Source organism: Mesorhizobium carmichaelinearum (assembly GCF_900199455.1).
Lineage (GTDB): Bacteria > Pseudomonadota > Alphaproteobacteria > Rhizobiales > Rhizobiaceae > Mesorhizobium > Mesorhizobium carmichaelinearum.
Genome location: NZ_FZQR01000001.1, coordinates 276108 through 298283, shown reverse-complemented (window position 1 = coordinate 298283; position 22176 = coordinate 276108). Strand labels below are relative to the sequence as shown.

19 protein-coding genes and 1 pseudogene are annotated in these 22176 nt (G+C 61.9%); 12 read left to right on the top strand and 8 right to left on the bottom strand.

Translation table 11 applies throughout. The features are described from left to right. Positions 1-59: 59 nt before the first annotated feature. Entirely contained in the window at positions 60-1265 is a 1206-nt protein-coding gene (locus CKW40_RS01290; protein WP_179297785.1) for an FkbM family methyltransferase, read from the bottom strand. A gap of 182 nt (positions 1266-1447) precedes the next feature. Here CKW40_RS01290 and CKW40_RS01285 point away from each other — a divergent pair, with 182 nt between their 5' ends. Then, positions 1448-2248, top strand: coding sequence for a hypothetical protein (locus tag CKW40_RS01285; protein WP_244571066.1), 801 nt, complete (start codon positions 1448-1450; stop codon positions 2246-2248). Between the two features lie 341 nt (positions 2249-2589). On the opposite strand, the pseudogene CKW40_RS45915 reads toward CKW40_RS01285, so the two are convergent. Beyond that, a pseudogene (locus CKW40_RS45915) lies at positions 2590-2679 on the bottom strand (DUF3606 domain-containing protein); the annotation flags it as partial. A 359-nt stretch (positions 2680-3038) separates the two neighbouring features. On the opposite strand from CKW40_RS45915, the gene CKW40_RS01275 reads away from it, so the two are divergent. The 9 genes from CKW40_RS01275 to CKW40_RS44395 all read left to right on the top strand — a co-directional run bounded on the left by CKW40_RS01275 (position 3039) and on the right by CKW40_RS44395 (position 12988). Continuing rightward, positions 3039-4460, top strand: coding sequence for an LLM class flavin-dependent oxidoreductase (locus CKW40_RS01275; protein ID WP_095198137.1), 1422 nt, complete (start codon positions 3039-3041; stop codon positions 4458-4460). Continuing rightward, positions 4460-5227, top strand: a complete 768-nt coding sequence (locus tag CKW40_RS01270) for an ABC transporter ATP-binding protein (protein ID WP_095198136.1) — start codon at positions 4460-4462, stop codon at positions 5225-5227. The genes CKW40_RS01275 and CKW40_RS01270 overlap by 1 nt, the downstream gene beginning before the upstream one ends. Positions 5228-5234: 7 nt before the next feature. Next, positions 5235-6116, top strand: a complete 882-nt coding sequence (locus CKW40_RS01265) for a branched-chain amino acid ABC transporter permease (protein WP_095198135.1) — start codon at positions 5235-5237, stop codon at positions 6114-6116. Positions 6117-6127: 11 nt separating this feature from the next. Further along, positions 6128-7177, top strand: a complete 1050-nt coding sequence (locus tag CKW40_RS01260) for a branched-chain amino acid ABC transporter permease (RefSeq protein WP_439330949.1) — start codon at positions 6128-6130, stop codon at positions 7175-7177. Positions 7178-7272: 95 nt separating this feature from the next. After that, positions 7273-8613: an ABC transporter substrate-binding protein gene (locus tag CKW40_RS01255; protein WP_095198133.1), complete on the top strand. Its 1341-nt coding sequence runs from the start codon at positions 7273-7275 to the stop codon at positions 8611-8613. 28 nt (positions 8614-8641) lie between these two features. Next, positions 8642-9412: an ABC transporter ATP-binding protein gene (locus tag CKW40_RS01250; RefSeq protein WP_095198132.1), complete on the top strand. Its 771-nt coding sequence runs from the start codon at positions 8642-8644 to the stop codon at positions 9410-9412. A 47-nt stretch (positions 9413-9459) separates the two neighbouring features. Then, on the top strand, positions 9460-10689 hold the full coding sequence (locus CKW40_RS01245) for an acyl-CoA dehydrogenase family protein (protein ID WP_095198131.1): 1230 nt from the start codon (positions 9460-9462) through the stop codon (positions 10687-10689). A 60-nt stretch (positions 10690-10749) separates the two neighbouring features. Beyond that, the gene (locus CKW40_RS01240; protein ID WP_095198130.1) at positions 10750-11589 is read left to right on the top strand and encodes an alpha/beta fold hydrolase; all 840 of its coding nucleotides are present in this window, start codon (positions 10750-10752) and stop codon (positions 11587-11589) included. Between the two features lie 16 nt (positions 11590-11605). Then, positions 11606-12988: a tetratricopeptide repeat protein gene (locus tag CKW40_RS44395; RefSeq protein ID WP_143748223.1), complete on the top strand. Its 1383-nt coding sequence runs from the start codon at positions 11606-11608 to the stop codon at positions 12986-12988. Positions 12989-13075: 87 nt separating this feature from the next. Here the strand turns inward: CKW40_RS44395 and CKW40_RS01230 are convergent, their stop codons facing one another. The 3 genes from CKW40_RS01230 to CKW40_RS01220 form a co-directional block, all read right to left on the bottom strand. Then, positions 13076-14323 carry an SfnB family sulfur acquisition oxidoreductase gene (locus tag CKW40_RS01230; protein ID WP_095198128.1) on the bottom strand — a complete coding sequence of 416 codons (1248 nt, stop codon included), beginning with the start codon at positions 14321-14323 and terminating at the stop codon, positions 13076-13078. 192 nt (positions 14324-14515) lie between these two features. Further along, positions 14516-15991, bottom strand: a complete 1476-nt coding sequence (locus CKW40_RS01225; RefSeq protein ID WP_179297783.1) for an APC family permease — start codon at positions 15989-15991, stop codon at positions 14516-14518. A gap of 268 nt (positions 15992-16259) precedes the next feature. Continuing rightward, positions 16260-17102, bottom strand: a complete 843-nt coding sequence (locus tag CKW40_RS01220; protein WP_095198126.1) for a LysR substrate-binding domain-containing protein — start codon at positions 17100-17102, stop codon at positions 16260-16262. Positions 17103-17195: 93 nt separating this feature from the next. On the opposite strand from CKW40_RS01220, the gene CKW40_RS01215 reads away from it, so the two are divergent. Next, positions 17196-18197: a bile acid:sodium symporter family protein gene (locus CKW40_RS01215; RefSeq protein WP_095198480.1), complete on the top strand. Its 1002-nt coding sequence runs from the start codon at positions 17196-17198 to the stop codon at positions 18195-18197. 527 nt (positions 18198-18724) lie between these two features. Continuing rightward, positions 18725-19060: a hypothetical protein gene (locus CKW40_RS43620; protein ID WP_244571044.1), complete on the top strand. Its 336-nt coding sequence runs from the start codon at positions 18725-18727 to the stop codon at positions 19058-19060. 37 nt (positions 19061-19097) lie between these two features. Here the strand turns inward: CKW40_RS43620 and CKW40_RS01200 are convergent, their stop codons facing one another. The 3 genes from CKW40_RS01200 to CKW40_RS01190 are packed head-to-tail and all read right to left on the bottom strand — an operon-like array spanning position 19098 to position 22166. Then, positions 19098-19871, bottom strand: coding sequence for an SDR family NAD(P)-dependent oxidoreductase (locus CKW40_RS01200; RefSeq protein WP_095198124.1), 774 nt, complete (start codon positions 19869-19871; stop codon positions 19098-19100). 5 nt (positions 19872-19876) lie between these two features. After that, entirely contained in the window at positions 19877-21259 is a 1383-nt protein-coding gene (locus CKW40_RS01195) for a dihydroorotase (RefSeq protein WP_244571043.1), read from the bottom strand. Beyond that, positions 21234-22166 (bottom strand): polysaccharide deacetylase family protein, encoded by a 933-nt coding sequence (locus tag CKW40_RS01190; RefSeq protein WP_095198123.1) that lies wholly within the window; start codon positions 22164-22166, stop codon positions 21234-21236. The genes CKW40_RS01195 and CKW40_RS01190 overlap by 26 nt, the downstream gene beginning before the upstream one ends. Between the last annotated feature and the right edge of the window lie 10 nt (positions 22167-22176).

The following is a 22176-nucleotide window of genomic DNA, read 5'->3' as shown; positions in this document are numbered from 1 at the left end:
GCTACGAACTGAACGCCATAAATTCGGCACTTGTTCGACTGAACCTACAGACACATCGGTCAAAAGTATGGATCAAGTCCCAAGACGTGGGTAATTCTAGCAAATTTACGCTTCGCCGGTTCGGAAAAAGCGATTGCCCTATCGCGCCTCTTCGTAAAGAGCGCGTCAAATTCGACGGCGTCACCGTCAAAATTTGGTATTTTATTGATCTGTCGCAGAGAAAATCCAAAATAAGTTAGTATGTCTATTATATCACCAAGTAGCTTCTGTCCTTTGTAAATAGGGACCACATGCGTCTCCAACTCAATTGCCATGCAATTTTCGAGAAGGTGCCCAAAACCCAGAAGTACTTCATATTCAAAACCTTGAACATCGATCTTAACTACGTCTGGCGATGGAGTGGCCTGCATTCGGAACAAATCGTCATATCGAACGCAGTTGGTCTCTTGTGTGCCAACCACGGAGAAAATCGGAGCTACGGAATACTGTTGCAACAGTTCGAAATTTGGTTCCCTCAATGAGGAGCAGCTCGTGTCCGCTGTGATATAGAGTTTGTGAACGCCCGTTGTATGCGCCAGCGCTTTCTCTATTACCTGAGAGCCGGGAATTCGACCAAGGGTTTGCCGTATCGCCGCCGCCTCCGACGATATGGGTTCGAAGACCACCGGCATAATCTGGTCGGCTCTCAGCATCCACTTGAGTTGTAAGCCCCCTTGGCCTCCGACATCGACGAGCGTAATGCGCTCCTCCGCCGGCATACGAGACAATTCAGTATATGCGTCAAACGTCTCAACCACCACGCTCATGAGGACAAACTGCTCGCGTCCGGTGCCAGAATAGACAGGCTGGCGGTTATTGGAGCAGCCAATTGACAGTGTTGGATGGCAGCACAGAAACGTCACCTCGACATCGAACAAGCCGTCGGAGATTGTGTTGATCGAGACGTTATTGCTAATACCGTCGTTGACTATGGTGCCATCTGGGGAGATTTCTGCGATGTCCAGAGAACCATAGTGATGGATGTAGAAATTAGCGGTAGCTGTCCTGCAGAATTTCAGTCGGCATTTCATTCTAACGATTCTGAAGAGAACGGCTGAATCGTATAGGCGCAGGAGATGCCAGCTGTGCCGTTCGGTATCTGAGACAACGAGAGCTCCGTCTTCCAGGCGAGTGGACATCTCATGCGCCACCTGCCAGCTTGAAAGATCATCGCCATTGTAGGTTTGCGAAAAGATAGCCTTGCCCGTTCCGATAATGTCATCCATTTTCATAGCCTTCGGCGATACATATTAGCATGTTAGCATGGTATTTTGTTTCTGGATGGCGGACATCAGGAATCGAAGTGCGACGACGAGATTTCGTTAGACTCTTGGCGGGCTCAGCGGCCGGAGTCCTGATTTCTGCCGCGTTGTCGGATCCGGACGCCCTCGGGGAGAGCAACGTGACCATGGCACCGACTACCCCGTCTCCATCCCTCCTCACCGCCCCGATCGAGCTCGCCGGCGATTGGGGCCACATGCTTCCGCGCGCGGCCGATCAAGTCATCGAGCGCATGCGGCACGCCTGCTTGGACGGCGTGCGCCTCGTCTCGGACCGCCAGCCGACGCGGCTGCGCGTCGACGAGCACCCTTCGGGATCCCCGGCCGTCTGGTTGCACGCAGACGGTACCAGCATGGCGTGGATCATCGTCGATATTGGCGAGCGCGACTGGTCGAAGCTTGCCTACCAGTTCGGACATGAGCTCGGCCACGTCACGGCCAACAGCTGGCAGGCCGACGCCAAGCCGGCACCACCCTGCCAGTGGCTCGAGGAAGCGATGGTCGAAGCCTTCTCACTGCGCGGGCTGGGCCGCCTGGCGAAAGACTGGAAGCGGAACCCGCCCTTCGCCGGCGACAACGCCTTTGGCGATGCCATTGCCGACTATCGCCAGAACATCATCCGAGGCTATACCAAGCTGGCCGACAGCCAAGGGCTCACGGGCGACGCCGCGGCGTGGTTCGCGGACAATCGCAGCGAAATCGAAATACCAGGCCTCAATCCTTTCGCCCAGGCGATGTCGGTGACCATCCTCGCCGAATACGACCGCGCGCCGGACTGCGTCGAGGCACTGGGCGCACTCAATCGCTGGCCCGGCCGTACCGGTATCCCGATCGCCGAGTATCTGAAGCGATGGGAGGGGAGCTGTGTTGAGCTGCAGGCTTCGCCCAGATTACCGGTCCACCTGCGCGAGCTGTTGCGCATCGTCTGATCAGCAGCAAACCCGCCACCCCTTGTCTCCGGAAACTGCACGGAACCAGCAGCAGGCAAACGCTTCGCGACGATCGAAAAAGCTTCGTGCCGAGCGCGCGGAAAGCGCGGGCGCTTGCGCGTTGACTGGCGCAAATCGCACTGATCGACGCAATACGGGCGTGGATAGAGGGTGTCGCCGTGGGTCGGCTCGCTGCCGTGGCATTTGCCAGGGGTGGGAGGGCCAAGATTGATAACTTGGTCATCACCGACCTCTGAGGACTTTCGCCTCACGCTCCAACGTGTTGCGGTCTTGCCGTGCTTTGCGATCAACTCCCGGACCTGAGCGATAGACAGGCCGAATTTGCTCGCGAAATAGCCGACCTCGTATTCCTCATCGCCGCTCACGCGGCTGCGATCCTGATAGCCAAGCTTGTTCTTGTCGTCAGTCATCGTGGTTTCCAACTCGGCCACAGCCTCAAATTCTCGAAGGCGCTCGCCAGTTCAGTCGATCTCTGCCGCGTATTGGTGCCGGTTGCAGTTGGCGATAGCTCTTAGGAGCCCGCTGTGCTCAGCAGCGCCGCGCTTGATGCGGCGGCTCGCCGGTCTCGTCGCGCGCTTTTTTCAGCTTTGCCATGGTCACCCTCTTACGGTGTTCCAAGCTGCGTCTCGAGAAAAACCACGATGCGCGCCCGGTGCGGAATAATAATTCTCTATATAATCCATAGACATTATATTCTGTCTTCGTTGACGACCGGCTTGCCGTTAGTTTCTCCCGCTGTCGCCCGACAGGGCTATCAAAGGAGTGACGGATGGGTCTGCATATTCGCTTCAACGCTTTCGACATGAATTGCGTCGGCCACCAATCCCCTGGCCTCTGGAAGCATCCGCGCGACAAGTCCTGGAGATACAAGGACCTGGACTACTGGCAGGACCTGGCTCGGACGCTCGAGCGCGGTATTTTCGACGGCATATTCATCGCCGACGTCATCGGCTATTACGACGTCTACAAGGGCTCGAACTACCACGCGATCGAGCAGGCGGCGCAGATTCCGGTCAATGATCCCTTGCAATTGGCCGCGCCGATCGCGCTTGCCACCGAACATCTCGGCATCGGCATTACCGCCTCGACCTCGTTCGAACATCCCTACACATTCGCCCGCCGCCTTTCGACCGCCGACCACCATACCAAGGGTCGGGTCGGCTGGAACATCGTCACGTCGTATCTGGAAAGTGGCGCCAAGAATGTCGGCCAGACTGGCTTGAAGAGCCATGACAACCGCTACGAGGTCGCGGCCGAGTATGTCGAGGTGCTCTACAAGCTGTTCGAAGGCAGTTGGGAAGAGGGGGCGGTGCAGCGTGATCCGGTCCGCGGCATCTTCACCGACCCCAGCAAGGTTCACGAGATCGGCCATAAGGGCAAATTCTTCGAAGTGCCTGGCTACCATCTGTCGGAGCCGTCGCCGCAGCGGACTCCGGTGCTCTACCAGGCGGGCGCCTCCGGTCCCGGCAAGGCCTTCGCCGCTGCGCATGCCGAGTGCGTCTTCGTCGGCGCGCCGACCAAATCGCTGCTCAAGGCCTATGTTTCCGAAATCCGCCAAAAGGCCGCTGCTGCCGGCCGCGATCCGAAGAAAGTTCTGATCTACAACCTCACCACGCTGATCATCGATGAAACGGATGAAAAGGCCCGGAAGCGTTTCGAGGAGTATCAGAGCTATACGTCCTATGACGGCTCACTGGTGTTCATGTCCGGCTGGAGCGGCATCGACTTCGGCCAGTATGCGCCGACCGACGCGCTCAAGAAGGTCGAGACCAATGCCATCGTTTCGATGGTCGAGCATTTCGCCGGCAAGGACAAGGCCTGGACCGTCGAGGAACTGGCGAAGTGGGGCGGCATCGGCGGCGTCGGGCCGGTCTTCGTCGGCTCGCCCGGCACCATCGCCGACATCCTGCAGGAATGGGTCGATGAAACCGATGTCGACGGCTTCAACCTTGCTTATGCGGTAACGCCCGAAAGCTTCGAGGCCGCCGTCGACTTGCTGGTGCCGGAATTGCAGAAGCGCGGCGTCTACCCCACTGCCTACAAGCCCGGCACGTTGCGTGAAAAACTGTTCGGCGAAGGGCCCTACCTGCCTGCGACGCATCCCGCCGACGGCTACCGTGACATCGAAGCCGTCAAGCGCTGCGAAGCCCATCGTGCTGCGGCGTCCCGCCTGAAATCGGTGAGCGCGTGATGACCGGGCTGCTGGAACTCCACGACGTGTCGCTGTCCTTCAAGGGCGTACGAGCACTGAATGCGCTGAGCTTCAGCGTTGCCAAGGGCGAGATCTGCGCCTTGATCGGCCCGAATGGCGCCGGCAAAAGCTCGCTTCTCAACGTCATCAATGGCGTCTACCGCGCCGACGCCGGCGACATTGTCTTCGACGGGCTGCGCTTCGAGGCGATCCATCCGCAGAAGGCGGCCCATCTCGGCATCGGCCGGACCTTTCAGCACAATGCGTTGTTCCGCCGCCTGTCGGTGCGCGAGAACGTGTTGGCCGGTCTCTCTCGTCATGGCAACGCGAGCTTTTTCGAAAACATCTTCCGGCTGGGCAGGGACGGCGCCGAGCGCCAAGGCTTCCTTGCCCGCGCCGAGCGCACCATGTCGTTCCTTGGGCTCGACCGCCATGCAGGAAGGATCGTTTCGACACTTCCTTACGGTCTGCAAAAACGCGTCGATCTCGCCCGGGCCCTGGTCGCCGGCCCGAAGCTGTTGCTGCTCGACGAACCGATGGCCGGCATGAACCAGGAAGAGAAGGAGGAGATGAGCCGCGTGATCCGCGAGGTCAATCGCGTCTTCGGCTCGACCGTGGTGCTGATCGAACACGATGTCGGCATCGTGCTCAACCTCGCCAGCCACGTGGTGGTGCTCGACTACGGCCGCAAGCTCGCCGACGGGGCACCCGACGAGGTGCGCAAGAACCCCGACGTGATAGCCGCCTATCTCGGCACGGTTCACTGAGGAGCTCATGTCCTATTTCTTCGAAACATTGGTCAGCGGCCTGTTTGCCGGAGTGATGTACTCACTCGTCGCGATCGGCTTCGTGCTCATCTACAAGGCATCCGGGGTCTTCAATTTCGCGCAAGGGGCAATGCTGCTGTTTGCGGCGCTGACCTTCGTCACCCTGATCGAGAAGGGCATGCCGTTTGCCCTGGCCTTCATCGTCACATCGCTTGTCATGGTGGCGATGGCGATCCTGATCGAGTGGCTGGTGCTGCGGCCGTTGCGGAATCGCGATCCGTTGACCCTGTTCATGGCCACTCTGGGATTGAGCTATGTCATCGAAGGGTTTGCCCAACTGCTGATGGGCATGGATGTTCACATGCTCGATCTCGGCATCCCCGATGTCGCCGTGCAGGTCGGCGGCATCTATGTCAGCCAGTTCGACATCATTGCCTCGTTGATCGCGCTGACGCTGGTCGCCACGCTGGCCATCGCTTTCAACAAGACACGCATGGGCATCTCGCTTCGGGCCGTGGCTTCCGACACGCTTGCGGCTCAGTCGATCGGCATCCGCCTGCCTGTCATCTGGCGCATCGTCTGGAGCGTCGCCGGCATCGTGGCCCTGGTTGCCGGCCTTGTCTGGGGATCGCGCCAGGGCGTGCAATATTCGCTGTCGCTGGTGACACTCAAGGCGCTGCCGGTACTCATCATCGGCGGCTTCTCCTCCATCCCAGGCGCGATCGCCGGTGGCCTGCTGGTCGGCGCGACCGAGGCGTTGGCCGACATCTATGTCGGTCCGCTGGTCAATGGCAGCGTTTCCACCTGGTTTGCCTACATCCTCGCTGTCGGCTTCCTGCTGGTGCGTCCGGCAGGCCTGTTCGGCGACCGCGAAATCGAAAGGGTCTGATCGTGACCACGCTGCAGGAATCCGCCCCGACCAAGCCGCTCCGCCAGCCTGCATTTGGGGTTGGCACCCTCGCCATCGTCGCTGGCCTGATCGCCGCCTTTGCGGTGCCGGCCATTGCCGACGACTACTGGCTGAGCTCGATCATCATCCCGACGGTGATCATGGGGCTTGCCGGCATCGGACTGAACCTTTTGATGGGTTATACCGGGCTTGTATCGATTGGTTCGGCTGCCTTCATGTCGATCGGCGCCTTCTCGACCTATAATCTGCTGCTGCGCGCGCCGTTCTTGCCGCTGCCGGTGGTTCTGATCATTGCCGGTCTGATCGCGGCGATTGCCGGCGTCATCTTCGGGCTGCCGTCGCTGCGCATCAAGGGCTTCTATCTCGGCGCTTCGACGCTGGGCGCCCAGTTCCTCTTCGAATGGCTGTTCACCAATTTCAGCTGGTTTTCGAATGACAGCCAGTCGCTGACCATCTCGGCGCCTCGGCTGCAGATCCTCGACTACGACCTCCAGTCGGCCACCGGCCGCTACTATCTGGTGATTGCAACCACGGTGCTGCTCATCGCGCTGGCCTTCGCCATCGTCAAAAGCCGTGTCGGCCGCGAATGGATGGCGATCCGCGACATGGACGTCGCCGCCTCGGTCATCGGCATCCGCGTTGCGCGCCGCAAACTTCTGTCCTTCGGCATAAGCTCGTTTTTCCTGGGCATCGCCGGCGCGCTCTGGGCCTTCGGATATCTCGGCACCGCGGATGCGCATGCGTTCAATCTCGATAAATCGTTCCAGATCCTGTTCATCGTCATCATCGGCGGCGTGGCAACCATCTTCGGCAATTTTCTCGGTGCCGCCTTCATCGTGCTGACGCCGATCCTGCTCGACCGGCTGTCGCTGATCATCGATCTGTCATTCCTCGGCGATCAGGGCGCGCTGGCAAACCTGCAGCACATCATCTTCGGCACGATCATCATCGTGCTGCTGATCAAGGAACCGGATGGATTGTCGAGCCTGGGAAGGCGCGGCGTGGAAGCCCTTCGCTCGCGGGCCCGATCATCCAACTGAACCCAGACAGACGAAGCACCTCGGCGCCGGGTCTTTCGCCTCCTCCCAAGCATCAGTCGTCACTTTCCCAAAACCACTCAAACAAGGGTTGCACAATGTCATTGCTAACCAAGACCATGTCGCTGGCGGCCGCTGCCGCGATGGCCGTCACGCTGATGAGCAGCGCCTCCTTCGCCGAAGACGGCACGGGCCAACAGCTCTATCCGCTGTTTACCTACCGCACCGGGCCTTATGCTCCGTCGTTCATTCCGTTCGGCGCCGGCAATATCGACTATCTCCGCTACATCAATGAGGTTGAGGGCGGCGTCGATGGCGTCAAGATACTGGTCCAGGAATGCGAGACGGCCTACACGATCGAGCGCGGCATCGAATGCTACGAGCGCTACAAGAACGGCTATAACGGCGCGCTGACGGCGGCAATCTACCCGCATTCGAGTGGTCTCGACGTCGCCCTCACCGACAAGGCTCGCATCGACAAGATCCCGATCGTCAGCCCTGGCGGTGGCCAGAACATCGCCACCGACGGCCGCGTCTTCCCTTATCAGTATCCATTGGTGTTCGATTACTGGAGCGAAGCCCAAATCATCGTCGATTACATCGCCCAGCAGGCGGGTGGCTATGACAAGCTCAAGGGGCTGAAGATCGCGACGCTTTATCACGATAGCGGCTATGGCCGCGATACGATCGAGCCGCTCGGCATCCTCTCCAAGAAATATGGCTTCGAAGACATCCAGATCCCGGTTCCGCATCCCGGCGAACAGCAGCAGACACAGTGGCAGCAGATCCGCCGTGCAAACGCCGACTGGGTCTTTCTGCGCGGCTGGGGCGTCATGACGCCGGTGGCGATCAAGACAGCGGCCCGCGTCGGCTTCCCCGCCGATCGCATCATCGGCGATATCTGGAGCGGCTCGGAAGACGATGCCCGCCCGGCGGGTGCCGCCGCCAATGGTTACCTCGCCGTCTCTGTCTTCCCGCCGGGCACCAACTACGGCATCTTGAAGACGCTCAAGGCGGAGATACTCGACAAGGGCAAGTCCGACCTGAAGGACAATTCGAAGTTCGGCACGGTCTACTACAATTACGGCGTGATCGAAGCCATCACCTTCGTCGAAGCGCTGCGCACCGGGCATAAGAAGTTCGGCAACAGGCCATTGACCGCCGCCGAAGGCCAGTGGGCGCTCGAACACCTCGACATCGATCAGAAGCGGATCGCCGAGCTTGGCGCGGAAGGCCTCATCAGCCCGCTGAAAACCTCCATCGACAACCACAAGGGCGAAACCATCGCCGCCAAGATCATCCAGTGGAACGGTCAGTCCTGGGACACAAGGACCGACTGGATAAAGGCCGATGCCTCGCTGTTTGCCGATGTCATCAAGGCAAAGGCAGCCGCCTACGCCAAGGAAAAGGGCATCGAGCCCCGCGTTGCAACGAATTGACACCAGCCCGCACAGACAGGATCGACCCATGACCATTGCAGAAAGAAGCTTCCTCGAGATCCAGAATATGGAAGCGCTCTATGGTCAGGCGATCCTTGCCGTGCGCGACGTGTCGCTCAAGGTCGAGCAGGGCAAGATCGTTGCCTTGCTCGGCGCCAACGGCGCGGGCAAGACCACCACGCTGAAGGCGGTCTCCAATCTGCTTGGACCAGAGCGCGGCAAGGTCAGCCGCGGCAGCATCCTCTGGCAGGGTGAGCCGGTCAGCGGCCTTTCGGCGTCCCGGCTCGTCGCCAAAGGCGTCGTGCAGGTGCTGGAAGGCCGCCATTGCTTTGCGCAATTGACGGTCGAAGAAAATATCCTCTCCGGCGGCTTCCTCCGCAAGCCGGGCAGGGCAGACCTGCAGCGCGACGTCGAACGGATCTACACATGGTTTCCCCGCCTAAAGGAGAAGCGCAAGGTCAAGGCCGGCCTGACTTCCGGGGGCGAACAACAGATGGTGGCCATCGGTCGAGCGCTGATGACCAAGCCGAGCCTTGTGCTGCTGGACGAGCCGTCGATGGGTCTCGCGCCGATCATCGTGCAGGAAATCTTCGAGATCATCCGCGTTCTGAACCGTGAGCAGGGCGTCAGCTTCCTGCTTGCCGAGCAGAACGCCAATCTCGCGCTTCTTTATGCCGACCACGGCTACATCCTCGAAAACGGTCGCGTTGTTCTGTCGGGAACGGCGGAGGAACTGCGAGCCCGAGAGGATGTCCAGGACTTCTACCTGGGCGGCGCCAATGTCGCCAAATCACACTGACCGCTTCGCCCGCGCCGGGTGGACGGCTAATTTCAGGACAATGCAAAATGACACAGATCGATACCGCCTGGGGCGCGGGCCCCAGCACCCGCTATGAGACACTGGCAGAACGGTTCCGGCCGATATTTGCAGAGATCGCCGCCGGCGCGGTTGAGCGGGAGCTTGGCCGCGACCTGCCGGCTGCGGAGATTGCGAAGTTGAAGCAGGCGGGCCTCGGCGCGCTGCGCTTGTCTGAAGCCGAAGGTGGCCTTGGCGCGACGCTGCCTGAACTCGCCAACATCCTGATCGAGCTGTCGGAGGCCGATTCCAACATCACCCAGGCGCTGCGCGGTCATTTCGGATTTGTCGAGGATGTCGTCAACAAGACGTCAGGCGAGAGCCGCAAGCGCTGGGCGGAGCGGATTGCCCGTGGCGAAATCGCCGGCAATGCCTGGACCGAGATCGGCGATGCCAAACAGGATGTCTTCTCGACCCGCATCTCGAACAAGGGTGGCAGGCTGGTGCTCAACGGCACCAAATACTACACCACCGGCTCGCTGTTCGCCGATTGGATCGACGTCGGTGCGACGGGGCTCGACGGGGAAGGCATCGTGCTGCAGGTGCGTCGCGACGACCCGGGCGTCAATGTCGTCGACGACTGGGACGGTTTTGGCCAGACGCTCACGGCCAGCGGCACCACGACCTTTACCGATGCCACGGTTGACCCGGACGATGTCGTCGTCGACGATGACAAGTTCCGCTATGGCGCCGCCTTCTACCAGCTGGTGCATCTTGCCACCCTTGCCGGTATCGGCCGGGCGGTAGCCAACGAGACTGCCGCCGCCGTCGCCGCCCGCCAGCGCTCCTACTCCAATGGCGCCGGCCCACGCTCGAGCCAGGATCCGCAAGTGCTTCAGGTCGTCGGCCGCATTCGCAGCAACGCCTATGCGGCTGGCGCGATCGTTTTGCAGGTCGCGCAAGCCATCGAACGCGCTTATCAGGCGCACTTTGCCGGCGATGCCGATGCAGAGGAAAAGGCCAACGCCATCGCCGAACTCGAAACATCGCAGGCGGTGACGGTCGTCACGAATCTCGTCCTTGAAGCGTCGACGATTATCTTCGACGCGCTGGGTGCATCCTCGACCAGGAAGCCGATCGGCCTCGATCGCCATTGGCGCAACGCCCGCACCCTGTCTTCGCACAACCCGCGCATTTACAAGGATCGTATCGTTGGCGACTACGCAGTCAATGGCTCGCCACCACCCTATCAGTGGCGGATCGGACGCAGCCCGTCGTAAGCTATGCGCACGACCTTCGAGCCGGTGGCAATACATGACGGACACAGGACCTGACCAGTAATGAAGCACGCCACGATCAACGCGTTGCCGAATGTCCCCGGTCTGCAGGTGCGCCTGAAGAGCGGGTTGCGGCATCATTACGTCAAGACCGGGTCATCAGGGCCGGCCATCGTCCTGCTGCACGGATTTCTCGATTCGTGGCGAAGCTTTCACGCGCTGTTTGAAGGGCTTGGAAGACGTTTCCAGCTCTTTGCCTATGACCAGCGCGGCCACGGCGACAGTGAGCCCGCGGCAGGCTACGCGATCGCGGATTTCACGGATGATGCGATCGATTTTCTCGAAAATGTTGTCGGCGGCCCGGTGCACCTCGTCGGTCATTCGCTCGGCAGCATCGTCGCGCAGAGGGTTGCTGCACGGCGCCCTGACCTCGTCACCAGGCTGGTGCTGATTGGCGGCGCGGCCACGGCCGCCGATCATCCCGGACTGAGGGAGTTGCAGACGGGCCTCGCGGCGTTCACGGATGCCGTGCTGGACGACTTCGTCGACGCATTCCAGAGAAGCACGGTGTTTGCTCCGATTTCCGAGGACGCAATCGGGCTCTACATCGCGGAGAGCGCCAAGGTCGGCATCGGGGCGTGGCGTGGCGCTCTGAGCGGTCTTGTCGAGGAGCCCGCTGAGGCTGGAGCGAGCGTGATCGCCATACCCACCTTGATTCTCTGGGGTGAGGAGGACGGTGTCTTTGACCGGGATTCGCAGCGTGCCCTTGCCGAGAATTTTCCCGATCATGTCGCCATTGACTACCCACAGGTCGGCCACGCACCACAATGGGAGATTCCGGATCGCGTCGCCGACGACATCGAGAATTTCCTGCTTGCCTCTCCTGCCAAAGCGGCGAGCTAGGTCAACGGAGCGTCGAATGCCTAGAGATCAACAGGGACTTCTGGTGACCGGATCACCGGCTTCGATCGCAGCCCTGGACACGGCGGTCACGGATTACTTTGCCTGGCGCGGAGATCCCGTCGCGGTCCTTCAGGACGCCACGCAACACGATCCCGCTTTCACGCTCGGTCATACCGCCTTGGCAGCGCTCTTCGCCCTGAACGGTCTGCGCGGCGACAATCCTGCTGTTGTCTCTGCAATCAGCGCGGCGGAAGCCTCGATCGACGGCGCGACGTCTCGCGAGCGCGGACATCTGGCGGCCGCGAAGGCATGGGCCGCGGGCGAGATCATCGCTGCGACCGACATCTGGGAAGGCATCCTCGTCGATCATCCGACCGACGCGCTGGCGCTTCGCTTCGCCCATGACAGCTACTTCTATCTCGGCCACTCAGCGAGCATTCGGGATTCGGTGGCACGCGTGCTGCCCAAATGGGATTCAAGCAATGCCAACTACGGGTTCGTTCTCGGTCAATACGCCTTCGGGCTGGAGGAGACCGGTGAACTGCGCCGCGCCGAGGAATTCGGCCGCCGCGCAATCGCGAAAAATGCCGAAGACGCGTGGGCGGTGCATGCGGTTGCCCATGTCCTGGAAACGGAAAGCCGACAGCGGGAAGGCATCGAATTCCTCAAAGGTTCCCGCCCGGCCTGGGGCAAGGCCCATGCGCTTTCCGTCCACAACGGCTGGCACCTCGCGCTCTACCTCATCGAAGAGGGGCGGTTTGCCGAAGTGCTTGCCGACTACGATCGCTTTATCAGGCCGAAGCTGGCCGCGGATTCGCTTCTCGACCTGGTGGACGCCTCGGCTCTCCTCTGGCGGGTCGAACTGGCGGGCGGTGACGTAGGCGATCGCTGGAGCGCGGTTGCCGATCAATGGCTGACCCATATCGACGACCATGTGCTTGTGTTCAACGACCTTCACATCGCTCTTGCCTTGTCGCGTGCCGGCAGGCGGGACGGGCTCGACCGATTGCTCCACTCGCTCGACAGCTATGCGGCCCATGGCAAGGGTGACAACCGGGAGATCACCGCCGATGTCGGGCGGCGCATCGTCGACGCGGCGGTGGCGTTCGCGGATGGCGATTACGCGCGCGTGGTGGAGCTTATCCTGCCAGTTCGCTACAAGGTGATACGCATCGGCGGAAGCCACGCGCAACGCGACCTGATCACCCAAACGCTGATTGCCGCGGCCGAGCGCTCCGGCAATTTCAACCTCGCGCGCGCCCTGCTTGCCGAACGTCTGGCGGTGCGCCCGACGGAGAGGACACGACAGGCTTACATCAGGGCAGAGGCAAGCGCCGCCGCCCATCAGCGGATCGAACGGCGAAGTGATCACCTCGGCGGCGCCCAGTCAGCCCGCTGAGCACGCCTCGGCTGCCTCGAGCGAGACAAAGCCATCCGTACGGCCGGGTGCAGTGCTGATCTCCGATTGTGTCCGGCACAGCGACGTTCAAATCCAGGAGTGAAGCGGCGGATTGACGCCGTTGAGGTAGTACTGGCCGACGGCGTGGTACTTCCAGCGCACCGGGTCATGCAGCGTATGCGCGCGCGCGTCGCGCCACAGCCGGTCGAGATGGTGGGCGGCTAGCGTCGAACGCGTGCCCGCGAGTTCGAACAGCTTGTTCGTTGCCTGGATGGCGATGTCGGTGGTCAGGACCTTGGCTTCGGCGACGGCCACCTTGGCAAGCGCGATGGCATCGATCTCGGGCCTCGCGATGGCCCTGTCGACCTCGTGCGCGGCGCGTTCCAGAAGCGCCTCGGCCGCATGCAGCCTGATCTTCAACTCGCCGATCTGGGCGATCGTGTAGGGATCGTCCGATGCACGTTCCTTGCCGCTGTCGATCCACGGCCGGGCATGGTCGCGGACCAGCCGGATCGTCGTCTCTATCGCGCCACGGGCGATGCCGGCATCGATGGCGGCGTGGGCAAGCTGGCTCTGTGGCCCGGCGGGGCTCGCCTGGTCGTAGGCCAGATAGGCAGGCAGGACACGCTCGGCGGGCGCCGCGACGTCGCGGATGATGACCGTTCCGCTTGCGGTCGTGCGCTGTCCGAAACTCGACCAGTCGTCGATGACCTCGAGACCCCTTGCATCCCGGTCGACGATGGCGACGCGAACCTTGCCGTCTTCGTCGATGGCAACGATGGGAACGAGATGGGCGAAGAGGGCGCCGGTCGAATAGAATTTCTCGCCATTGACGATGTAGTCGGCGCCTTGGCGCGCGATACGCGTCTCGAAATCCTCGACGTTCTTGCCCTTGAACTCGGAGAAGGCGTTGCCGAGGCGAAGCCCCGAGAGGACGAGCGCGAACAGCGCCTGCCTCTGCGCGTCGGACCCGGTCGCCCGGATCAGGTCGGTGATCTCGAAGTGATTCTGTGGAATCTGGGCCAGCGATGAATCGGCCGCGGCGATGATCTTGAACACGTCCACGACTGTCGCCTGCGACACACCGGCGCCGCCGAATCCTTTCGGCACCGTGATCCCCCAAAGTCCGCTTTGCGAGAATGTATCCAGTTCCGCGATCGGTAGGCGGCGGTCACGGTCGCGCTCAGCGGCACCTTCGGCGAACTGGACCGCCAGTGTCGTCGCCACTGCAATTGCCTCTTCATCCGTGCGAATAATGTGGGCCGGAGATGCCGGTCGCTGCGGTGCGGGGAAGGCATCGCCGCGCGGTTCCACTTTCTTGGCTGGCACATTCATCGTCTGGCTCTTCCTTGGCGTTTCTGTCTTCAATCCAGGCTGAATGTTTCAGATCCAGGAATGGCGCGGCGGCCTGACGTCGTTGAGTAGTGGTTGCCCACGGCATGAAATTTCCACCGCACCGCTGAACACACTTGCCGACAGCTGTGGAGCGCGATGGTGATCGCGCTCCACAGACCGCTCTGTCTTGGCTCAGTTCGCCGGCTCAGCCGGGGTTGCGGCGGAGCCGATGAGGTCGGCTTCGATTTGCGCAAGCCTTGCCGGCGCCAACTGGCGCAGCGCCAGGAAATACGCGACCCCGATCGCCAGCAGGATCAGGAACACATAGGGCAGGACGTTGTATGGCCAGGCGGGCACCGGATAGACCGTCCCGACAAGCGTGACGACCAGCAGGATCAACGCGACCGCCGCTGACACGATATGCCAGGGCCGCAATTCGCCGCGGCGGCGCAGAAAGACCGGAGCGCCGATCGTCACAAGCCCATACGCCACCAGGAAGCCATAGGTGGCGATCGATCCCAGGATGCCGTAGGCGTCGAGGATCCCATATCCCGCGATCGTCAGCGCCAGTGCGAAAGCCAGCGCAACGATGCCGACCACGGTCACGGCGATATGCGGCGAGGCATGCGCCAGGTGTGTCGCCCGTGCCGAATTGTGAAACAGGCCATGGTGCGACAACGTGTAGAGCACGCGTGCGCCGGCATTGATGCTGCCGAGGATGCAGGCAAAGAAACTGAGGGCCACACCAGCCGAAATCAGGATGCCGATGAAGCCGCCGCCGAAGGATTGCGCCAGAACGGTCAGCGGGGCATCGGATTTGTCGAGGCTTGGGTCGATGCCGTGGAAGCCGGCCACGAGGCCGTATGAGCTGATGATGAAGATGAGGCCGACGCCGACGACGCTGGTGATGACGGCCCGTGGAATGTAGCGCCGCGGCTGCTGGGATTCCGTCCCCAGCACGGTCGCGCTTTCGAAGCCGACAAAGCTGAAGAAGGCGAGGACGAGACCAAGTCGCAATTCTTCAAAATGAACGTCCTGAAGTCCGGTCTGCGCCTGGTCTACAATCGATCCGCGATGGACGAAGAAGATGACGACGGTCAGCAGGATGAGGACGAGTGTGGTGAATTCAATGCCGAGGGTAACCCGGGTTGACAGCTTGATATCGCGGTAGGCGAACCACCAGGCAACGACCAGCGCGACGACGCTGAGCGCGAGCACGACGCCAACGGCGCTCGTCTCAAAGCCGATCTGATGGGCGAAGGCCAGCGCCGTGCTGACCGTGCCGAGTATCACCGCGGATGCCGTGAAGACGTAGCCGATAAGCAGGGCCCAGCCGGCGACGACGCCGACCAGCGGACCAAGTCCATGCGCCGCATAGATATACAGGGATCCAGGCGTGGCGATCCGCTTGGAAAAGACGTTGATCTGCAGCCCGACGATCAGCAGCGCGATCGTCGCGAAGACATAGGCGAGCCAGGTGCCGTTGCCGGCGGTGGCGAACACGACGGGAATGACAAGGCCCGGCGTTCCGGAAGGGGCGATCGTGCCGATGGACTGGGCGACGACTTCGGGAAAACTCAGATAGTTGCGGCGCAGGCCCGAACCCAGTGTCGAGTCTGTTGCGACGACGCCTATCCCTGAATCCGACCCTGCTGAAATGGTACTCATGACCGTCTCCCCAAGCGGCACGATTACCGCCTGATGGTGGTACAAAAGTCTACTAAGTCCGTAAACAAAGGGGATTTTAAAAACGCGACGCTTCCTGCAACGGCGTTGCGCCATTTGGCATTTTGCTGAAATGCGCGCCGGACGAATGGAGATCAGGAGCGAACCAGCCGCAAAATAGCCAGGCAATTTCGCAAGATGACCATAGGACGCAAGAGATGCCTGCTCTATGGCGCCAGCTTCGGCTCGTCGCGAACGATGTCTCCGAGACTCAGCGCAGGCCTCTCACCTTGGCCAGAATATCGTCCGAAAGCGCCGAGACGAGTGCCCTGTCGGCGCCCTTGCTCGGGATCAGGACGAATTCCACATCCTCCAACTGCGGCAGGCGGTCGATTTCCTTCAGGCCCGAAGGCGACATGCTTTGCGGTTGCACCAGAACCCCCATTCCGGCCCGGGCGGCGGCTGTCAGCCCGCTCAGGCTGCCGCAGGTGCAGACGATACGCCATGGCATGCGGTGCCGTTCGAGCACTTCCAGCGCGATGCTGCGCGTGACGCTCGGCGCGGGGAAGGCAATCAACGGCAAGGCCGCGAGCGACAGGACGTGTTCCGGATCGCGGGCAAGCCAGACAAGTGGCTCGCGATAGACGAGCCGGCCGCGGCTGTCGCCCAGCCGGCGCTTGGCCAGGACGAGATCGAGCTCGCCATTGTCCTGCATCTGGTAGAGCACGCCGCTGAGCGCGACGGTCAGTTCAAGGTCGACAGATGGGTGAGACCGGACGAAATCCTCCAGCACCAGCGGCAGACGGCTGGCAACCAGATCCTCGGATACGCCGAGCCTCAAGGTGCCGCGCAGCCGCTGCGCGGTGAACAGCGCCTGGACCTGTCCCTCTATCGACAACAGGGTCCGGGCATGGCCGAGCAGGGCTTCGCCGTCTGGCGTCAGCACCACCTTGTGCGTATCGCGGGCCAGCAACTGCCTGCCAATCACGGCCTCCAGCTTGCTGATGTGCTGGCTGACGGTGGATTGCCCGAGCCCCAGCCTTTCGGCCGCGAAGGTAAAGCTTCCCATCTGCTGGACGGTGACGAAGCTGCGCAGTTGGACCAGGTCGAGCATTGATATCCCAAATCACGATAACTGTTATTCCTTGTATCCCATTTCACGATGCGCGAAAAGATGGCGCTGGGCCTACTCTGGAGCGAACATGTGATGCGCCGCTTTCTGCCGGACACCTTTCTGATCCTGCTGTTGTGCACCGTCGCGCTGGCGTCGGTCGCGCCTGCAACCGGGGCGTTCGCGGGATGGTTCGCGGTCGCGACCAATCTTGCCGTGGCGCTTCTGTTCTTCCTGCATGGCGCGCGGCTCTCGCGCGATGTCGTTGTTGCCGGCCTGATGCATTGGCGCCTGCACCTGGTGATCCTTCTGACGACCTTTGGCCTGTTCCCGCTGCTGGGCCTGGCGCTTGGCTATCTGCCTGTTTCGATCCTGCCCAAGCCGCTCTACCTTGGCATTTTGTTTCTGTGTGTCCTGCCGTCGACGGTCCAGTCCTCGATCGCGTTCACCTCGATGGCCGGTGGCAATGTCCCGGCGGCCATCTGCTCGGCTTCCGCCTCCAACATCTTCGGCATGTTCCTGACGCCCTTGCTCGTCGGGCTGCTCTTCTCCATCGGTGGTCACGGCGGATTCTCGTGGGATGCGGTGAGCCAGATCCTGATGCAGCTGCTCTTGCCCTTTGCGCTCGGACAGCTGCTGGAACCGCGGATCGGCAAGTGGATACGCGCTCGCAAGACCCTGCTGATGCCCGTCGATCGCGGCTCGATCCTGATGGTCGTCTATCTGGCCTTCGGCACGGCGGTCGCCGAGGGGCTGTGGCACATGTTCTCGCTGCGCGACATTGCCGTGGTCGTTGTCGCCGACATGGCCTTGCTTGGCCTGGTGCTTCTGCTCACGACCTATGGCAGCCGGCTTCTCGGCTTCGACAGGGCCGACCAGATCACGATCACCTTCTGCGGCTCGAAGAAGAGCCTGGCGAGCGGCGTGCCGATGGCCAACGTCATCTTTGCCGGCCAGGGCGTCGGCGCGATCGTTCTGCCGCTGATGCTCTTCCACCAGATCCAGCTCATGGTCTGTGCCATGATCGCCCAGAAATATGCCCGTGCTGCGCATCGGCCTTCCATGCCGCAAGCCGAGCCGACGGCTTCAGTGGCTTAGTTGGGTATGTCGCAAGAAGGGCTCGCGCCGCAGATTGGCTAGACGGTCAATCAGATCTTCGTCTTGATAGGCAGTCGACCTTTATTCCGGCCGCGAAGCATCGCCGGTGAAAGAAGGCACACTGGACGGCCGGACGATCGACAAGGTCGAGACACCAGCGCCTTACATTGACAAAATCGTTGAGGTTGGTCTTGTGTCTCGGGAAACGCGATATCCATGGCCAGATCGCGATGTCGGCGATCGATAGTCGCCGGCAATCGTGACGGAAACGCCGGGATTCTCGACGACAAGCATCGAACTGAAACATCGTGCGGCGCATGTCCGCGGTCCGCCGGTAGTCCGTGAACGACATGGAGAATTAGATGCGGAACACGATGCTGGGCTTGGCGGCACTTGCCCTGGCTGCGTGCCAATCGGCTCCTGTGGAGCCGCAACCCGCCGCTGTCGAACCTGCGTCAGGTCCGGTCGCCCCTCAACCGGCCTTGGCTGCCGCTGCTCCTGCTGGTTCGACAATCATGGATACATCCGTGACGATCACGCCCCCGGCGAAGGGCGTTCCGGCAAAGTACGCGGCTTTTTCGGGCATGTGGGCCGGACGATTGGAGGGCGCGTATGAAGCCAAGGTCGCCGTTCAGACGATTTCTGCAAACAGCAAGGTGACGGTCACCTTTGCCTGGGGCAATCTGGGCGACAACAATCCGGGAGAGGCCGCCGGTGAGGGAAGAATTGTCGGCAGCACATTGAAGCTCGGGCGCCTGCCGAATGGCGCGGACATCAGCTTGACCATGATGCCTGACGGGACCCTGTCCGTAACCTATGCGCTCGCCGGCCAGACCTACAGGGGCGCTTTCATCAAGCAATGACCGGAACCCAAATGGTCGCATTGCGGCCAGCCAGCCCTCAGCCCGCCATCCAGCCACCGTCCACCATCAAATTGATACCGGTGACGTAGCTTGCCATGTCGCTGGCGAGGAACAGGGCGGCACCTGCCACATCGTTCGGGGTCCCGAGTCGCGGCCAAGGTGTGCGATGGCGTGAATAGTCGAGCGCGTCGGGGTCGTTGGCCACGCCCGGCTTGCCGGTGATGATCTTGCCGGGTGCGATGGCGTTGCAGACGATCAGGTCGTCGGCATGGTCGACCGCGATCTGCCGCGTCATCTGCACGATGCCGCCCTTGCTCACCGAATAGGGAAAGTCGCCGGGGCAGGCGACCATACCGTGTTGCGAGGAAATATTGATGATGCGGCCGCGCACCTCGTTGACGGGCGACTGGATGAGCATCTGCATCACCGCCCGTTTCGAGCAACAGAAGAAGCCGGTCAGATTGACGCTGATGACGCGGCTCCATTGTTCCGGCGTGGTCTCGATCAGATTGGTGCTGGTGTAGATGGCGGCGTTGTTGACCAGCACGTCGAGCCGCCCGAACTGCGCGACCGTCGCACCGACCAGCGCATCGACGGCGCTCCAGTCGGATATGTCGGTCCGGATGTAAACGGCATCTCCGCCGGCCGAGTGGATCAACTCCACGGTGCTGTCACCGCCCTCGATCGGCTGTTCGACCGTATCGGCGATGACGACGTTCGCGCCCTTGGCCGCGAATTTCAGCGCGATCGCGCGGCCGATGCCGGAACTGCCTCCGGTGACGATGGCGGTCTTGTCTGCGAGCAGGGGCATGGTCCTCAGCTTTCCCGGGTGACGATGTTTCCGACTTTCGGGCCGATCAGTTTTCCCTCGCGCACGATCTCACGACCGCGCAGGAAGACGCTTGTAAGCCGCGCCTGGACGGTCCAGCCATCGAAGGGCGTATAGCCCGCTCGCGACACCTGATCGGCATTGGCGATCGTGCTGGACTGGCGCGGATCGAGGATGAGGATATCGGCATCGTGGCCGGTAGCGATCTTCCCCTTGCGCCGGCCGAGGCCGAAGCGCTCGGCCGGATTGCGGGCGCACAGGCGCACCAGATCGGGTAATTTGATCAGACCCTCGTCGACCAGCTTCAACATCGCCTGCAGCAGCGTCTGCAACCCCGGCATGCCGCCCGGAATGTCGGCGAAGGCCGCATAGGGCGCCGCCTTCTCGGCAGGCGCGTGCGGCGCGTGGTCGGTGGCGACGATATCGATCAGTCCCCCGCTCAGCGCGGCGCGCAGCGCATCCACATCATGCGGCGAGCGCAACGGCGGCGAGGCCTTGAGATTAGCGCCTTGCGTCTCGTAATCCGCGGCGCTGAAGAACAGGTTCTGCGGCGTGGTTTCGACGCTGGCGTTGGCCATGCCGCGCAGCCGGCTCCAGGTCTCGACGCCGAGTTCGGAATTGATCTGGCGGACATGGATTCTGGTCTCGGCCGAGGCGGCGGCGACAAGCGCCCGGGCAATGCCGTTGGCCTCCGCCAGCGGCGGCCGGCTGGCCTGAAAGGCGGCGATGGTGCCGGAGCGGTCACGCCCGGTACTGCTGGTCAGGATCGATTGATCGCCGGGCGAGATGCCGATCAATGTGTCGCTGCCGGCGAAAGCCTTGAACGCCTCGGCCACGGCGTCGGGCGTCGCGAAGAGGAAGTCATCGGGCACATCGGCGGTGAACAGCTCGAACGACACCGGCGCGAGATCGAGCAAGCCCGGGATGTGCGACAGGTCACGGCTGACGACGGTCTGCAGGCCGACATCGACATGGATGCGGGCCTCAGTCATCGCCATCTTGTCGGCAAGCTGTTCGGCCGTGGCCGTCCATGGCTCGTCGGTCGGCATGTCGAGCACCGTCGTCACACCGCCAAGGGCCGCGGCGTGCGTGCCGGAGGAAAAGTCCTCCTTGTGCGTCAGTCCGGGCTCGCGCAGATGCGCATGCGCGTCGACCAGGCCGGGCAGCAAATAGGCGCCGGAAGCATCGAAAACGGTCCTGGCCGAAGCCGTCTCGCCAGGTGCGACGAGCGCTGCGATCCGGCCGTCGGTGATGCCTATATCGCGCCGCTTGAAGCCTTCGGCGTTGACGATGGTGGCTCCCCGGATCAGCGTTTCGAACATGTCGCCGTTCTCGTTGCTTTTGTCAGCCGCGCCGCTCGAAGCCGGCATGATTGTCCAGCCAGAACCGAGCAATGTCTTCGCGCCGCATAAAGGCGGCCGCCGGGTTCTGCTTCACATGCTCGATCACCTCGCGCAGGCCGGACGCCCGGTTGGGCTGGCCCATCCAGCGTGCATGGATGCCGATCGTCAGCATGCGGCCGCCGGTCTCGTCCGCCTCGTCGAGCATGTAATCGATCGCCGAGCGGCAATCCTCGGCGAAGTCGCGCGGATTGCTGTAGCCAGGCGCCACCAGATAACGGCTGTCGTTGAGCGTCTTGGAATAGGGCACGACCAGGATCTCTGTCCCCCGATGATCGAGGAAATAGGGCAGATCGTCGTTGCAGGGATCGGAGTGGTAGAGGAAGCCGCCTTCCTCGACGAGCAGATCGCGCGTGTTGACGCTGGGCAGCGAACGGCAGTTCCAGCCGAGGGGCCGCCTGCCCAGCAGTTTCTCGTAAAGCGCGATCGCTTCATGCAGATGGCGCTCTTCCTCGCTGCGCTCCATGGTCGTGTAGTCGATCCAGCGCAGGCCGTGGCCGAGCAGATCGTGCCGTCGCGTCTTCATCCATTCGATGAAGGGCGGGTTGCGCTCCAGCGCCACCGCGCAAGCGGAGATGGTGATCGGGATGTCGTAGCGATCGAACAGCCGTGCCAACCGCCAGACACCGGCACGGCTGCCATATTCGAAATGCGTTTCGGTGCCGAGGTCGCGCACCGGCGGACTGGAGGCAAGATTGTATTCGCCCCAATTGTCGTTGCGGCCGTCTTCCAGCCAGGAATATTCCGAACCCTCCTCGTAGTTGAGCACGAGGTTGATGGCGAGCTTGACGCCGCCGGGCCAAGTGACGAAGGGTGGATGCGGACCATAGCCGACGAAGTCGCGCGGCTGGGGCGGTTGCTGCGGATCGGTCGGCATCGGCTGGTCT

Bases quoted from the DNA above. Each gene is read 5' to 3' on its own strand.
- CKW40_RS01220 (WP_095198126.1), bottom strand. From the start codon at position 17,102: ATGCTCGACCTGGTCCAACTGCGCAGCTTCGTCACCGTCCAGCAGATG.
- CKW40_RS01225 (WP_179297783.1), bottom strand. From the start codon at position 15,991: ATGAGTACCATTTCAGCAGGGTCGGATTCAGGGATAGGCGTCGTCGCA.
- CKW40_RS01265 (WP_095198135.1), top strand. From the start codon at position 5,235: ATGTCCTATTTCTTCGAAACATTGGTCAGCGGCCTGTTTGCCGGAGTG.
- CKW40_RS01230 (WP_095198128.1), bottom strand. From the start codon at position 14,323: ATGAATGTGCCAGCCAAGAAAGTGGAACCGCGCGGCGATGCCTTCCCC.
- CKW40_RS01200 (WP_095198124.1), bottom strand. From the start codon at position 19,871: ATGCCCCTGCTCGCAGACAAGACCGCCATCGTCACCGGAGGCAGTTCC.
- CKW40_RS01195 (WP_244571043.1), bottom strand. From the start codon at position 21,259: ATGCCGGCTTCGAGCGGCGCGGCTGACAAAAGCAACGAGAACGGCGAC.
- CKW40_RS44395 (WP_143748223.1), top strand. From the start codon at position 11,606: ATGCCTAGAGATCAACAGGGACTTCTGGTGACCGGATCACCGGCTTCG.
- CKW40_RS01190 (WP_095198123.1), bottom strand. From the start codon at position 22,166: ATGCCGACCGATCCGCAGCAACCGCCCCAGCCGCGCGACTTCGTCGGC.
- CKW40_RS01240 (WP_095198130.1), top strand. From the start codon at position 10,750: ATGAAGCACGCCACGATCAACGCGTTGCCGAATGTCCCCGGTCTGCAG.
- CKW40_RS01245 (WP_095198131.1), top strand. From the start codon at position 9,460: ATGACACAGATCGATACCGCCTGGGGCGCGGGCCCCAGCACCCGCTAT.
- CKW40_RS01290 (WP_179297785.1), bottom strand. From the start codon at position 1,265: ATGGATGACATTATCGGAACGGGCAAGGCTATCTTTTCGCAAACCTAC.
- CKW40_RS01285 (WP_244571066.1), top strand. From the start codon at position 1,448: ATGGCACCGACTACCCCGTCTCCATCCCTCCTCACCGCCCCGATCGAG.
- CKW40_RS01250 (WP_095198132.1), top strand. From the start codon at position 8,642: ATGACCATTGCAGAAAGAAGCTTCCTCGAGATCCAGAATATGGAAGCG.
- CKW40_RS01215 (WP_095198480.1), top strand. From the start codon at position 17,196: ATGCGCCGCTTTCTGCCGGACACCTTTCTGATCCTGCTGTTGTGCACC.
- CKW40_RS01255 (WP_095198133.1), top strand. From the start codon at position 7,273: ATGTCATTGCTAACCAAGACCATGTCGCTGGCGGCCGCTGCCGCGATG.
- CKW40_RS01275 (WP_095198137.1), top strand. From the start codon at position 3,039: ATGGGTCTGCATATTCGCTTCAACGCTTTCGACATGAATTGCGTCGGC.
- CKW40_RS01270 (WP_095198136.1), top strand. From the start codon at position 4,460: ATGACCGGGCTGCTGGAACTCCACGACGTGTCGCTGTCCTTCAAGGGC.